At 71.6% G+C, this 13,978-nt stretch carries 14 protein-coding genes; 10 read left to right on the top strand and 4 right to left on the bottom strand.

Going from position 1 to position 13,978, the window contains the following annotated elements:
- The first annotated feature begins 169 nt into the window (after positions 1-169).
- Both VIU94_RS13850 and VIU94_RS13845 read left to right on the top strand, forming a co-directional pair.
- A complete protein-coding gene (locus VIU94_RS13850) occupies positions 170-1,222 on the top strand; it encodes a hypothetical protein (RefSeq protein ID WP_331911196.1) in 1,053 nt (350 codons plus the stop codon).
- Between the two features lie 14 nt (positions 1,223-1,236).
- Positions 1,237-2,574, top strand: a complete 1,338-nt coding sequence (locus VIU94_RS13845; protein WP_331911202.1) for a hypothetical protein — start codon at positions 1,237-1,239, stop codon at positions 2,572-2,574.
- 109 nt (positions 2,575-2,683) lie between these two features.
- Here VIU94_RS13845 and VIU94_RS13840 read toward each other — a convergent pair whose 3' ends face one another.
- Positions 2,684-4,204 carry a peptide MFS transporter gene (locus VIU94_RS13840; RefSeq protein ID WP_331911194.1) on the bottom strand — a complete coding sequence of 507 codons (1,521 nt, stop codon included), beginning with the start codon at positions 4,202-4,204 and terminating at the stop codon, positions 2,684-2,686.
- A 393-nt stretch (positions 4,205-4,597) separates the two neighbouring features.
- On the opposite strand from VIU94_RS13840, the gene VIU94_RS13835 reads away from it, so the two are divergent.
- Positions 4,598-5,275: a response regulator transcription factor gene (locus VIU94_RS13835; RefSeq protein WP_331911192.1), complete on the top strand. Its 678-nt coding sequence runs from the start codon at positions 4,598-4,600 to the stop codon at positions 5,273-5,275.
- A gap of 12 nt (positions 5,276-5,287) precedes the next feature.
- Positions 5,288-6,556, top strand: coding sequence for a sensor histidine kinase (locus VIU94_RS13830; RefSeq protein ID WP_331911190.1), 1,269 nt, complete (start codon positions 5,288-5,290; stop codon positions 6,554-6,556).
- A 43-nt stretch (positions 6,557-6,599) separates the two neighbouring features.
- On the opposite strand, the gene VIU94_RS13825 is transcribed toward VIU94_RS13830, so the two are convergent.
- Entirely contained in the window at positions 6,600-7,151 is a 552-nt protein-coding gene (locus tag VIU94_RS13825; RefSeq protein ID WP_331911188.1) for a GtrA family protein, read from the bottom strand.
- A 153-nt stretch (positions 7,152-7,304) separates the two neighbouring features.
- On the opposite strand from VIU94_RS13825, the gene VIU94_RS13820 reads away from it, so the two are divergent.
- From VIU94_RS13820 to VIU94_RS13805, 4 genes are all read left to right on the top strand, one after another.
- Positions 7,305-8,456: a 5-(carboxyamino)imidazole ribonucleotide synthase gene (locus VIU94_RS13820; protein WP_331911186.1), complete on the top strand. Its 1,152-nt coding sequence runs from the start codon at positions 7,305-7,307 to the stop codon at positions 8,454-8,456.
- Between the two features lie 19 nt (positions 8,457-8,475).
- Entirely contained in the window at positions 8,476-8,973 is a 498-nt protein-coding gene (gene purE / locus VIU94_RS13815; RefSeq protein WP_331911200.1) for a 5-(carboxyamino)imidazole ribonucleotide mutase, read from the top strand.
- Positions 8,970-10,193 (top strand): dipeptidase, encoded by a 1,224-nt coding sequence (locus VIU94_RS13810; protein ID WP_331911184.1) that lies wholly within the window; start codon positions 8,970-8,972, stop codon positions 10,191-10,193. The genes purE and VIU94_RS13810 overlap by 4 nt, the downstream gene beginning before the upstream one ends.
- 70 nt (positions 10,194-10,263) lie before the next feature.
- Complete coding sequence (locus VIU94_RS13805) at positions 10,264-11,469, top strand: dipeptidase (RefSeq protein WP_331911182.1); 1,206 nt, start codon at positions 10,264-10,266, stop codon at positions 11,467-11,469.
- On the opposite strand, the gene VIU94_RS13800 is transcribed toward VIU94_RS13805, so the two are convergent.
- Positions 11,424-11,777, bottom strand: coding sequence for a VOC family protein (locus tag VIU94_RS13800; protein WP_331911180.1), 354 nt, complete (start codon positions 11,775-11,777; stop codon positions 11,424-11,426). The genes VIU94_RS13805 and VIU94_RS13800 overlap by 46 nt on opposite strands.
- Positions 11,778-11,847: 70 nt before the next feature.
- On the opposite strand from VIU94_RS13800, the gene VIU94_RS13795 reads away from it, so the two are divergent.
- Positions 11,848-12,321, top strand: coding sequence for a CGNR zinc finger domain-containing protein (locus tag VIU94_RS13795; RefSeq protein WP_331911178.1), 474 nt, complete (start codon positions 11,848-11,850; stop codon positions 12,319-12,321).
- Positions 12,322-12,361: 40 nt separating this feature from the next.
- On the opposite strand, the gene VIU94_RS13790 is transcribed toward VIU94_RS13795, so the two are convergent.
- Complete coding sequence (locus VIU94_RS13790) at positions 12,362-13,687, bottom strand: UDP-glucose dehydrogenase family protein (RefSeq protein WP_331911176.1); 1,326 nt, start codon at positions 13,685-13,687, stop codon at positions 12,362-12,364.
- Between the two features lie 126 nt (positions 13,688-13,813).
- Here VIU94_RS13790 and VIU94_RS13785 point away from each other — a divergent pair.
- Positions 13,814-13,978, top strand: a 165-nt coding sequence (locus tag VIU94_RS13785; RefSeq protein ID WP_331911198.1) for an acyl-CoA dehydrogenase family protein, incomplete at its 3' end; no start/stop codon positions are given.

Here is a 13,978-nt window from a genome sequence, read left to right as displayed (position 1 = left end):
CCCGGTTCGCCTCCGCCGGGGCCCTCGCGACGCTCGCCGCCGCCCTGCTCGCGTCGGCGGCCACGGCCGCGTACGCGCTGCGCGGGCGACATCGCCGCACACCCCCCGGACCGGACGAACCACCTTACGAGGAGCACCTGTCAGAACCGTCGGCGGCGGGAGCGGAACGATGACGACGACGCGTACGCACCGGCTCGGGGCGCTCCTGCTCGCCCTGGCCGCGCTCGCCCTGTGCGCCCTGCCCGCGACCACGGCGGCGGCCGCGCCCGCCGCGGCCGAGCCGAAGGTGACGCTCTCGAAGCAGGAGGCGGGCAAGGGCGGCGAGATCACCGTCAGCGGAACCGGCTGGCGGCCCGGCGCGCTGCTGATGCTGCTGATCTGCGGCCAGTCGACGCCCGAGAAGGGCCTGATCGGCGGCACCAACTCCTGCGCCAACACCGACGGCCGGGCCGCCACCGCCGACGCCTCGGGGGCCTTCAGCAAGAAGATGCCGGTGGCCGAACCGCCCACGCCCTGCCCCTGCGTCGTGCACGTCGCCGTCGTGACCGGCGGCGAACAGGCCGCCGTGGACGCCGCGTTCACGGTCGCCGGACACCCCACCGCCCCGCTGCCCGCGCAGACCGGCGGCGGCCGGCTCGCCGTCCTCGCCTCCGTACGGCTCGAAGGATCGAGCGGCGTCCTCGTCTGGTTCGGCGCGCCCGCGCAGCGCCAGATCGCCTTCACCGTCGGCAACCTCGGCTCGGGCCCGGTGAAGGACCCCGTCTTCCAGGTCGGCACCAGCCACGGCGTGTTCGCGCCGCAGTACGAGGAACGGCAGTGGCGCGGCACGGTCGAGCCGGGCCGCAAGGCGCTGGTCAGGCTGCCCGTCGAGCTGACGGCCGGCGCGTACGGCGACTACCGGGTCACCGTGAAGTACGGCGACAAGACGCTGGTCGAGCAGCCCTGGGGGGTCGGCCGCCCGTGGGGCGTGGTCGTCTTCTGGGTGCTGCTCGCCGTGGTCGTCCCGGCCGCGCTGTTCCGGATCGGCATGGCGGTGGTGGACCGGGTGCGCCCGGGGCCGGCCGCCCGCCACCGGACCCGGCCCGTGCGCGGCCGCACGACGCCCCCCACGACCGCGGCCGCCGGCCCTTCGGCCGACGCCGCCGACACCACGGTCCTGCCGTGGTTCACCCCGGACTCCGCACCGTCAGAGAACCGACCCACGACGAGAGGACATTCGTGAGCACGCAACGGAGGGTGAGCGCGGCCGGAGTCGCGCTGATGCTCGGCGGCGCGGGGATCCTGCTGACCGCCGCCCCCGCCCAGGCCGCCGAGGTCTCGTTCAAGACCGAGTGCATCCCGCCGGCCATCTCCGGCATGCCGCCGGTGCAGGGCACGACGAAGGTGCAGATCACGGCCCCGGCCGAGGCCAAGGTGGGTGACGAGGTCGAGGTGGTGTGGAAGACGGTCGAGGCCGCCTCCAAGAACCCCGACGTCCTCGACCTGGAGAAAGACACGGTCAAGCCGACCGGCGTGATCAAGGTCGGCGGCGCGGCGAGCGGAACCCTGAACATGGAGGGGCCGCGGCAGAACCCGCCGATCAAGAAGAACAGCCCGATGGTCCTGTCGGACATGAAGGGGAAGCTGAAGCTGGAGAAGGCCGGCGAGATCACGCTGACGCCGGACAAGTACAACATCAACGTCTCGAAGCCGATGTCGACGGACACCAAGTGCTCCCCGAAGGAGACCGTCGCGGTCGGCGCCACGATCAAGGTGACGGACGGAGCAGGGTCGTCGTCCGGCGGCTCGACCACGTCGTCCGGCGGCTCCAGCACCTCCGGCGGCGGTACGAGCGCCTCCGGCGGCGGCTCGACCAGCACCTCCGGCGGCAGCGCCTCGGCCGGCGGGTCCACGAGCACGTCCGGCGGGACCGCGTCCGGCGGTGGCGGCGGGCAGACCGACTTCACCGGCAAGGAGGTGGCGGTCCAGTTCGCCTGCCAGTCCCCGGGGCCGGCGAACATCACCTCCAAGGTGACGATCAACGCCAAGAAGAGCGGCGGCAGCTATGCCCTCACGGTCAAGACCGCCAAGGGCGTCATGAACAGCCCCGCCCCGCTCCCGGCCGGCGCCCTGAAGCCGTCGATGGCGGTCAAGCTCGGCGGCGCGGACAGCGGCACCGTGAAGGTCGAGGGCCCGGCGAACTCCGCCCCGCTGGAGCAGGGCAAGCCGGTCGACCTGCCGGACATGACGGGGACGTACAAGCCGGGCGCGACCGGCAAGTCCACGCTCAGCCCCGGCACGCTGACCATCAACGTCTCGCTCGGCGGCTCGCCGATCGTGATCCCCTGCCAGGTCAAGGGCTCCGTCCAGGCGTCCCTGGAGCTGGACACGACCGCGCAGTCCGGCGGCGCGTCCGGCGGCGGCGACGCGACGGCCGGCGGCGGCTCCGGCTCGGGAGGCTCGGGCGGCGGGCTCGCCGACACCGGCGCGGAGGACGAGGGCGCGCTGCGTGCGCTCGCCCTGGTCGCCGGCACGGTGATCCTGCTCGGCGGCGCTGTGTTCACCTTCACCCCGTGGGCCCGCCTGCGCAGGTGACGCAGCGGGTGACGCATCGGGTGGCGCACCCGGCGGCAGCCCGGAAACGGCGGAGGGCCGCCGCACCGACAACGGTGCGGCGGCCCTCCGGACGTACGGGGGAAGGACGTCAGTGGACGTCGCCCATCATCGACTGGACCTTCTTGCGGTACATGTAGACCGCGAATCCGGCGACGACGGCGAGCGCCGCCTCCATGGCGATGATTCCGCCGCCGTTGAGGTCCACTCCGGCCAGCGAGAGCAGACCGGTGGTGCAGTCGCCCGCGGTGACGGCGAGGAACCAGACGCCCATCATCTGGGAGGCGTACTTCCGCGGCGCCATCTTCGTGGTGACGGAGAGGCCGACCGGAGAAAGGCACAGCTCGCCGATGGTCTGGATCATGTAGATCGAGACGAGCCACATCGGCGAGACCTTGGTGCCGTCGCCCGCCATGTTCATCGGGACGACGAAGACGAAGAAGGACGCGCCGATCAGAACCAGGCCCATCGCGAACTTCACGATGGTGTTCGGCTCCTGGTTCTTGCGGGACAGCCACAGCCACAGCCACGCGAAGACCGGCGCGAGCGCCATCACGAACAGCGGGTTCAGCGACTGGTACCAGGTGGCCGGGAAGCCGAGGCCGAACACGGTGTCGGCGGTCTTGCCGTCCGCGAACAGCGACAGGGTCGAGCCGCCCTGGTCGTAGATCATCCAGAAGACGGCGGCGGCGACGAAGAACCAGATGTAGCCGTTCATCTTCGACTGCTCGGTCGTCGACAGGTCCTTGTCGCGCTTGATGCGGGCCAGGACGGCGACCGGGATGATCAGGCCGGCCAGGGTGATCGGGACGAGCGCCCAGTTCAGGGTGTACGCGCCCAGGGCGATGACGACGCCGTAGAAGGCGGCGACGACGGCGACGATGCCGACGACCTTCACCAGGATGCTCTTGCGCTCCTCGGCGCTGAGCGGGTTCGGGACGACGTCGCTCTTGGCGCTCAGGTGGCGGGTGCCGATGAGGAACTGGGCCAGACCCAGACCCATGCCGACCGCGGCGAGCGCGAAGCCGAGGTGCCAGTTGTGCTTCTCGCCGACGGTGCCGATGACGAAGGGAGCCACGAACGCACCGAGGTTGATGCCGATGTAGAACAGCGTGAAGCCGCCGTCACGGCGCGAGTCGTCCGGACCGTCGTAGAGGTGGCCGACCATCGTGGAGATGTTGGCCTTCAGCAGACCGGAGCCGGCCGCGACCAGCGCCAGACCCACGAAGAACATCGCCTGGCCGGGGAGCGCGAGCGCGAGGTGGCCCGCCATGATCACGAAGCCGGCGATGGTCACCGTCTTGCGGGCGCCCCAGACACGGTCTCCGAACCAGCCGCCGGGCATGGCCATCAGGTAGACCATCGCGACGTACACGGAGTAGATCGCCGTGGCCGTGGCCATCGTCATCGCGAGGCCGCCGCCCTGGCTGCCCGTCGCGGCGTCGGCGCCGCCCGAGACCAGGTAGAGGACCAGAAGGGCGCGCATGCCGTAGTAGGAGAAGCGCTCCCACATCTCGGTCATGAACAGGGTGGCCAGGCCGCGGGGGTGGCCGAAGAAGGTCTTCTCGGAACTCGGGGTTCCGGTAGACGCCTTCGTCAGGCTGGACGCCATGGGGTCGATCCTTGCTTTTCGGGACGCGCGCCTTGTGAGCGGGTGCGCCCGGCGGGGGGATTCCACCAAGGGCCGGCAGTGCCGGCCTTGCGCAGGAAAGAGACCCTTGGCGAGGAATTCCACCAAAGGTCCCGTCGTCAGTGGTACAGACGTCTCGCCACCTTACGACACGACAGCGCCGGATATGGAAGGACTTGAGACATGGATCACAGGTGACGAAGGAACCAACAGGCGACATTCGAAGGTCATGATCAGGTTGCGCACCCTGACTCGCAGGCGCGTCGGATCCGGCTGAGGTCCCGCTCAGGTCCAGCTCATCTCCCGCTCGGTTCCCGCCCCGGTCTCGCTCCGGTCTCCCTCCGAGGCCGCACGCCCGCGGACTACCATCACCCCATGACCCGTGTACTGCTCGCCGAGGACGACGCATCCATCTCGGAACCGCTGGCGCGCGCCCTGCGGAGAGAGGGGTACGAGGTCGAGGTGCGCGAGGACGGGCCGACCGCCCTCGACGCCGGACTCCAGGGCGGCGTCGACCTGGTCGTACTCGACCTGGGCCTGCCCGGCATGGACGGCCTGGAGGTCGCCCGCCGGCTCCGCTCCGAGGGCCACACGGTCCCGATCCTGGTGCTGACCGCCCGCGCCGACGAGGTCGACACCGTCGTCGGACTCGACGCCGGCGCCGACGACTACGTCACCAAGCCCTTCCGGCTCGCCGAGCTGCTGGCCCGGGTCCGGGCCCTGCTCCGGCGCGGCGCCACCGAGCCCGTCGTCGCGCCCGCCACCCACGGCGTCCGCATCGACGTCGAGTCGCACCGCGCCTGGATGGGCGACGAGGAGCTCCAGCTCACCGCCAAGGAGTTCGACCTGCTGCGCGTCCTGGTGCGCGACGCCGGCCGGGTCGTCACCCGCGACCAGCTCATGCGCGAGGTCTGGGACACCACCTGGTGGTCCTCCACCAAGACCCTCGACATGCACATCTCCTGGCTCCGCAAGAAGCTCGGCGACGACGCGGCCAACCCCCGCTACATCGCCACCGTCCGCGGCGTCGGCTTCCGCTTCGAAAAGAGCTAGGACCCACCCGCCGTGCGCCGCAGGCTGATCAACTCCACGCTGGCCGTGGTGCTCGTCGTCATCGCCGTCTTCGGGGTCTCGCTGGTGATCGTCGAGACCCGCACCGTCTCCTCCAGCGCCCAGGCCAGCGTGGACTCCGAGGCGCTGCGGCTGGTCTCCATCGTCGACAGCCGGCTCTTCGGCGGGGAGCCGGTCAACCCGGACATCCTCGCCGAGCAGAGCGGCGCCAAGCGGTACGCGCTGATCGAGATCCCCGGCCGCGCGCCCATCGAGATCGGCGAGAAGCCCGAGGGCAGCGTCATCCGCGGCGCCGCGACGGGGGAGCGCGGCGAGACCGTCACCGTCGAGGAGTCCCGCTCCACCATCACCTCCGAGGTCGGCCGCACCCTGCTGATCATCTGCGCCGTCGCCCTGCTCGCGGTGATCGCCGCCGTGCTGCTCGCGGTACGCCAGGCCAACCGGCTCGCCTCACCGCTCACCGACCTCGCCGAGACCGCCGAGCGGCTCGGCTCCGGCGACCCGCGCCCGCGCCACAAGCGGTACGGCGTGCCCGAGCTCGACCGGGTCGCCGACGTCCTGGACTCCTCCGCCGAGCGGATCGCCCGGATGCTCACCGCCGAGCGCCGGCTGGCCGCGGACGCCTCGCACCAGCTGCGCACCCCGCTCACCGCGCTGTCCATGCGGCTGGAGGAGGTGGCGCTCGCCGACGACCTCGACACCGTCAAGGAGGAGGCGACGATCGCGCTCACTCAGGTCGAGCGGCTCACCGACGTCGTCCAAAGGCTGCTGACCAACTCGCGCGACCCGCGCACCGGCTCCGCCGTCGCCTTCGACCTGGACGAGGTCGTCAAGCAGCAGATCGAGGAATGGCGCCCCGCCTACCGCAGCGCCGGCCGGGCCATCGTGCACTCCGGCAAGCAGGGCATGCGCGCCGTCGGCACCCCGGGCGCGGTCGCCCAGGTCCTCGCCGCGCTGATCGAGAACTCGCTCATGCACGGCGGCGGCACCGTCGCCCTGCGCACCCGGGTCACCGGCAACCAGTCCGTGATCGAGGTCACCGACGAGGGCCCCGGCGTCCCTGCCGACCTCGGCGCGCGGATCTTCGAGCGGGCGGTCAGCGGCCGCAGCTCCACCGGCATCGGCCTGGCCGTCGCCCGCGACCTCGCGGAGGCCGACGGCGGCCGTCTGGAGCTGCTGCAGCAGCACCCGCCGGTCTTCGCCCTCTTCCTGGGCCGCGAGGTCCGGGGCCGGTCGGAGGAACGCGAACGCCCGGTCCGCTAGCGGAGCGGACCGGGCGTACGGGACGGGCGTACGGGGTTGGGCGTCAGCCCACGCGGTCCGGCTGCGGCCGTGCCGCCTGCTTCGGGGTCTTCTCCAGGAACGATTCGGCCGTCTGCACGGCCTCGCGGACCGCCTCCTCGGCGGCCCCCTCCGGCATGTCCTCCGGCAGGGCGCGGAAGACCCACGTCCGGTACGACCAGAAGCGGAACAGCGTCGCGACGCCGATCCCGAGGAACTTGAAGACGTTGCTCTGCAGCGGGGTGTCCCAGCCGAGGCCGTACGTCGCCGCGTACAGCAGACCGTTCTGGATCACCAGACCGAGCGCGCTGAACACGAAGAACAGCGTCATCTCCCGGGTCCGCCGGCTCTTGTCGCGGTCGCGGTACGTGAAGTACCGGAAGCCCACGTAGTTGAAGCCGATCGCGACGACCGTGGCGATCACGCTCGCCCGGACGACGGGCAGATCCGTGACCTGGCGCACGAGGTTGAAGACACCGAGGTCCACAAGGAGCCCGATCCCGCCCACCGCTCCGAACTTCGCGAACTCACGGGTGAGCCGGTCGAGCCGCACCCGCAGTGCGCTTCGTTCACTCATGGTGATTGCTCAGCCCCGTCCGATCGGTTTCGTCAACCCAGCCATGCTAACGAGCCGCCCGGGTGACCGCCCCCGGACGCCCCAATCACCCCCCTGGGCTGTCGCAAAGCACAGGCTGACGAGGCTCCCCGGATCGGCGGATACCCTAAGAGGGTGACGTTCCCGGTAGTCGGCATGGTCGGCGGCGGACAGCTTGCTCGTATGACACACGAGGCAGGCATCCCCCTCGGCATCAAGTTCAAGCTCCTCAGTGACACCCCCCAGGACTCGGCGGCCCAGGTGGTCAGCGAGGTCGTCATCGGCGACTATCGCGACCTGGACACGCTGCGTGACTTCGCGCGCGGCTGCGACGTGATCACCTTCGATCACGAGCATGTGCCCGCCGAACACCTGCGGGCCCTGGAAGCGGATGGCATCACCATCCGGCCAGGGCTCGACGCGCTGGTGCACGCCCAGGACAAGGGGGTGATGCGCGCCCGGCTCGACGCCATCGGCGCGCCCAGCCCGCGCCATCGCATCGTGGCGGACCCGGCCGACGCGGCGGCCTTCGCCGCCGAGGTCGGAGGCTTCCCGATCATCCTGAAGACCGTGCGCGGCGGGTACGACGGCAAGGGGGTGTGGTTCGTGCGCTCCGAGGAGGACGCCCGCGACCCGTTCCTGGCGGGCGTCGCGGTCCTCGCCGAGGAGAAGGTCGAGTACGTCCGGGAGCTGGCGGCCAACATCGTCCGCTCGCCGCACGGCCAGGCGGTCGCCTACCCGGTCGTCGAGTCCCAGCAGGTCGACGGAGTCTGCGACACGGTCATCGCGCCCGCCCCCGGTCTCTCGCCCGAGCTGGCCGGCCAGGCGCAGGAGCTGGCGCTGCGGATCGGCAAGGAGCTCGGCGTCGTCGGCCACCTCGCGGTCGAGCTGTTCGAGGCCGTCGATGCCGACGGCACGCGCCGGATCCTCGTCAACGAGCTGGCCATGCGCCCGCACAACTCCGGCCACTGGACCCAGGACGGCGCGGTCACCTCGCAGTTCGCCAACCATGTCCGGGCCGTGCTCGACCTGCCGCTGGGCGACCCGCGCCCGCGTGCCGCATGGACGGTCATGTGCAATGTTCTGGGCGGTGACTACCCGGACATGTACGCGGCCTACCTGCACTGCATGGCCCGGGACCCGCAGCTCAAGATCCATATGTATGGCAAGGACGTGAAGCCCGGCCGCAAGGTGGGGCACGTCAACACCTACGGCGACGACCTGGACGACGTGCTGGAGCGCGCGCGTCACGCCGCCGGCTATCTGCGAGGAACGATCGTTGAGTAATCCGCTCATTGGCATCGTCATGGGGTCGGACTCCGACTGGCCCGTCATGGAGGCCGCCGCGCAGGCCCTGGACGAGTTCGAGATCCCGTACGAGGTCGACGTCGTCTCCGCCCACCGCATGCCGCGCGAGATGGTCGCGTACGGCGAGGAGGCCGCCGGCCGCGGCCTGAAGGCGATCATCGCGGGCGCCGGCGGCGCCGCCCACCTGCCGGGCATGCTCGCCTCCGTCACGCCGCTCCCGGTGATCGGCGTCCCGGTGCCGCTGAAGTACCTCGACGGCATGGACTCGCTGCTCTCCATCGTGCAGATGCCGGCCGGCGTGCCGGTGGCCACGGTCTCGGTCGGCGGCGCGCGCAACGCGGGCCTGCTCGCGGCCCGGATCCTCGCCACGCACGACGCGGACCTGCTGGCCCGGATGCGGGAGTTCCAGCAGGAGCTGAACGACCAGGCGACGGAGAAGGGCAAGCGGCTGCGCGCCAAGGTCGAGGGCTCGGCGCAGTTCGGCTTCGCGAAGTGACGGCGGCGGACGTGCGGGCGGCGGCGTTCTTGGACGAGGCGCGGGCCTTCCTGGCCGCGCACCCCGTGGTGGACGGCCACAACGACCTCCCTTGGGCGCTGCGCGAGCACGTCCGCTACGACCTGGACCGGCTCGACATCGCGCAGGACCAGGCCGGCCGGCTCCACACCGACCTCCGCCGGCTGAGGGCCGGCGGCGTCGGGGCGCAGTTCTGGTCGGTGTACGTACGCTCCGACCTGGCCGGCGACGACGCGGTGAGCGCGACGCTCGAGCAGATCGACGTCGTCGACCAGCTCCTCGTCCGGTACGCCGCCGACCTCGCGCCGGCGCTGACCGCCGACCAGATGGAGGCGGCGCGGGCCGTCGGCCGGATCGCCTCGCTGAAGGGCGCGGAGGGCGGTCACTCGATCAACGACTCCCTCGCCACGCTGCGGGCGTTGTACGCGCTGGGCGTGCGGTACATGACGCTCACTCACAACGACAACATCGCGTGGGCGGACTCGGCGACGGACGTCCCGGGCGTCGGTGGTCTGTCGGCCTTCGGCCGCGAGGTCGTCCGCGAGATGAACCGGCTCGGCATGCTGGTCGACCTCTCGCACGTGGCCGCGACGACGATGCGGGACGCGCTGGCGACGACCGAGGCGCCGGTGCTCTTCTCGCACTCCTCGGCCCGCGCGGTCTGCGACCACCCGCGGAACATCCCGGACGACGTGCTGGAGGCGCTGCCGGGCAACGGGGGAGTGGCGATGGCCACGTTCGTCCCCAAGTTCGTGCTGCCGGCGGCGATGGAGTGGACGGCCGCGGCGGACGAGAACCTGCGGGCGCACGGCCTGCACCACCTCGACACCACGTCGGAGGCGATGAAGCTCCACGCGGCCTTCGAGGAGTCCCGCCCCCGCCCGGTGGCCACGGTGGCGACGGTCGCCGACCACCTCGACCACATGCGCGAGGCGGCGGGTGTCGACCACATCGGCATCGGCGGCGACTTCGACGGCACGGCGTTCACCCCGAGCGGCCTGGACGACGTCGCCGGGTACCCGAACCTGATCGCCGAACTCCTGGGCCGTGGCTGGTCGCAGGCCGATCTGGCGAAGCTGACCTGGTCGAACGCGGTCCGGGTGCTGCGGGACGCGGAGTCGGTGGCGCGCGACCTGAGCGCCCGCCGCGGCCCGTCGAACGCGACGCTCGCGGAGCTGGACGGGGTACCCCGAACGCACTAGTCCACCGGGCGGGGGGTGGGGTGCGGTGACACGGTGGGCGGTACTGCCTCACCGAGTTTCGGAGTACCCCATGGCAGATCTGCACGACGATCATCCCGACCCCCTCACCCGATCCATAACGACATCCGCCTCCTCATCTGCCTCCTCCGCGGTGGGCGAGCGAGACCGAGAGCCGCCCGCGGACGCGGAAACGGACGCGGAAACGGACGCGGTCGTCGATCTCTTCGATCGCGAACTGGACGCGTACGAGCGGGCGCTCGCGCTGCTGGCGCGGCACCCGGTCCTGGACGGCTTCAACACCCTGGCCCGCTCCTATGCGGGGCCCCGGGCGCACGACGTCGAGCGCGGCGAGAGCGCGCTCGACGCGGACCTCCCCCGGATCAAGGCCGGCGGAGTGGGCGCGCAGTTCTGGGCGCTGCACCCGGCCGCCGGGTCGGACGACGACGGCGCGGTCACGGAGACGCTCCGTCAACTCGACGCGATTCGCGCGCTGATCGACGACTGCCCCGATGAGCTGCGGCTCGCGCTCAGCGCCGGCGACCTGGCCGAGGCGCGCAACCGCGGCCGGATCGGGTCGCTGCTCGGCCCGGTCTCGGGTCCGGCGCTCGGCGACTCGCTCGGCACCCTGCGGGCGTACCACGCGCTCGGCGTGCGCGCGGCGGGGCTGGCCGGGGCGGGCTGGACGCGGGGGGAGGACGGGCTGAGCGCGTTCGGCCAGGACGTGGTCCGCGAGATGAACCGACTGGGCGTACTCGTCGACCTCGCCGGCTGCGGCGCGGACACCGCACGTCGGGTCCTGGCGGTGACGAGGGCGCCCGTCCTGTTCACGCACTCGGGCGCGCGGGCGCTGACGGACCACCCGGCGAACGTGCCGGACGAGGTCCTGGCGCTGTTGCCCCCGAACGGCGGCGTGTGCCTGGTCGGGTTCGCCCCGGACCAGGTCGCCCGGGGCGGCGCGGCCGCGACCGTACGGGACGTGGCGGACCATCTGGACCACGTCCGAGAGGTGGCCGGGCCGGAGGCGGTGGGCCTGTCCGGGATGTTCGGCCGGGAGGCGTCGCTGCCGTGCACGCAGGGCCTGGAGGACGCGTCCTGCTACCCCGAGCTGATCGCCGAACTGTTCCACCGCGACTGGTCGGAGCCCGACCTGGCCGCGCTGACCTGGGGCAACGCGGCGAGGGTGATCCGGGAGACGGAGTTCGTGGCGCGCGCGGAGCGGAACCGCGACCGTCAGCAGGCGCAGAGGCAGAAGGGGTGGCCGGCAGGGTCGGCGTAGACCCGCCAGGTACGGCTGCGGTCCTCGGCGTCGAGCGGCTTGGCGCCGAGGTCCAGCGCCTTCGCCTCGGCGACGTCGAGGTCCTCGACGGTGAGGTCGAGGTGCATCTGCTGGGAGGCGGCCGGGGAGGGCCACTGCGGCGGTACGTGCCCCGGCGCGGCCTGGAAGGCGAGCTGGGTCCCCTTGAGCGCGACCCAGTCGTCGCCGTCGGGGGTGGGCTCGCCGCCGATGAGCCCTGCGTAGAAGGCGGCGAGGGCGGCGGGGTCGGGACAGTCGAGCACGACGGTGCCGAGGGACGCGAGAGTCATGGTTACTCCTAGAGCGAGGCAACCGGTAACGGTTACTTGATACTCCCCCATAGGAGGTAACGTCGCAAGCATGAATGACCTGGCGCTGCTGGAATCCCTGGTGAACACGCTGAGCATCGACACGGGGGAAGACCGCCTGGCGAAGGACTTCGCACTGGGGGCGGCCGATCTTGAGCAGGCCAGGGAACTCCGAGAATCCCTCCGAGCAGCCTGCCTGGCCCACGCGGGCCACCCCCCGCACGAGCGGGTCCGCCCCCTGTCGGATCTGCTGTCGGCCGCGCCACTGGTGGTGGCAGTGGACGAGACGACGGGCGCAGCTACCCTCCGCCCCGCGAAGGACGACGCCTCGCTGCTGTCCCGGGTGGCCTCAGCGATCGCCACCACAACGGCCGACGGCACCTGGCCGAGACTCAAGGCCTGTGAAGCCGCCGACTGCCACTGGGCCTACACCGACCGAAGCCCAGCAGGCCGCCGCCGCTGGTGCTCGATGTCGGTCTGCGGGGCGAGGGCGAAGATGCGCGCGTACCGAAGCCGCCAGGGGTAGCCCAGGGGTAGCGGGGCCCAGCCCCGCCCCCACGTCGCCGTCAGGCCGACGGGCGGCCCATCGCGCGGTAGTGCCAGCCCGCCTCGCGCCACCGCGCCCCGTCCAGCGCGTTGCGGCCGTCCAGGATGACCCGGGACGTCGCCACCGCCCCCAGCTCCTCCGGGGACAGCTCGCGGAACTCTCGCCACTCCGTGAGGTGCAGGACCACGTCCGCGCCCCGTACCGCCTCCAGCGCCGACTCCGCGTACGCCAGCGTCGGGAACAGCCGGCGCGCGTTCTCGATGCCCTTCGGGTCGTACACCGTGACCTGGCCGCCCTGCAGCTGGATCTGGCCCGCCACGTTCAGCGCAGGCGAGTCCCGGACATCGTCCGAGTCCGGCTTGAACGTCGCGCCGAGCACCGCCACCCGCTTGCCCAGGAACGACCCGCCGCCCACCGCCTCGCGCGCCATCTCGACCATCTGGCCGCGCCGCCGCATGTTGATCGAGTCGATCTCGCGCAGGAACGTCAGCGCCTGGTCCGCTCCCAGCTCGCCCGCCCGGGCCATGAACGCGCGGATGTCCTTCGGCAGGCACCCGCCGCCGAAGCCGATCCCAGCCCGCAGGAACTTCGACCCGATCCGCTCGTCGTGGCCGATCGCCTCCGCGAGCTTCGCCACATCGCCGCCCGCCGCCTCGCAGACCTCCGCCATCGCGTTGATGAAGGAGATCTTCGTCGCGAGGAACGAGTTCGCCGCGGTCTTCACCAGCTCCGCCGTCGGGTAGTCCGTCACCACGAACGGCGACCCCTCCCCGACCGGTCCCGCATACACCTCGCGCAGCAGCTTCTCCGCGCGCTCGCTGCGCACGCCGACCACGACCCGGTCCGGGTGCAGCGTGTCGTCCACGGCGAAGCCCTCGCGCAGGAACTCCGGGTTCCACGCCAGCTCGACGTCCTCGGGCAGCGTCGCCGCCAGCCGCTCCGCCGATCCCACCGGCACCGTCGACTTGCCGACGACCAGCGCGCCGGACCGCAGCACCGGAGCGAGCGAGGCGAAGGCCGCGTCGACGTACGACATGTCGCACGCGTACTCGCCGTGCTTCTGCGGAGTGTTCACGCACACGAAGTGGACGTCGCCGAACGCGCCGATCTCTTCCCACGACGTGGTGAACCGCAGCCGGCCGCTCGAGCCCTCGATCCCCGCGACGTGCTTCGCGAGGAGCTCCTCCAGACCGGGCTCGTACATCGGGACCCGCCCCGACGACAGCATCTCGATCTTCTCGGGGACGACGTCGAGGCCGAGTACCTCGAAGCCCAGTTCCGCCATGGCCGCGGCGTGGGTGGCGCCGAGGTAGCCGGTGCCGATCACAGTGATCTTGAGGGCCATGCGGGGACTCCAGTGACGTCGGGCGGAATGCCTGCCCGAGCATAGTCGGGCCCTGGCCCGTCGCCCCGACACGCCCTACCATTTGAGTTACTTAACGGTAGTTAGCAAGTGTGGGAGTGAGTACGCGTGGCGGGTTCTGCTGATTTCGACCTGTACCGGCCGTCGGAGGAGCACGACATGCTCCGGGACACGGTCCGTTCGCTCGCGGAGGCGAAGATCACTCCGTTCGCGGCGGCGGTGGACGAGGAGGGCCGGTTCCCGCAGGAGGCGCTGGACGCGCTGGTCGCGGCC

Source organism: Streptomyces sp. (assembly GCF_036566765.1).
Lineage (GTDB): Bacteria > Actinomycetota > Actinomycetes > Streptomycetales > Streptomycetaceae > Streptomyces.
This window is presented reverse-complemented; position numbering and strand designations above follow the sequence as displayed.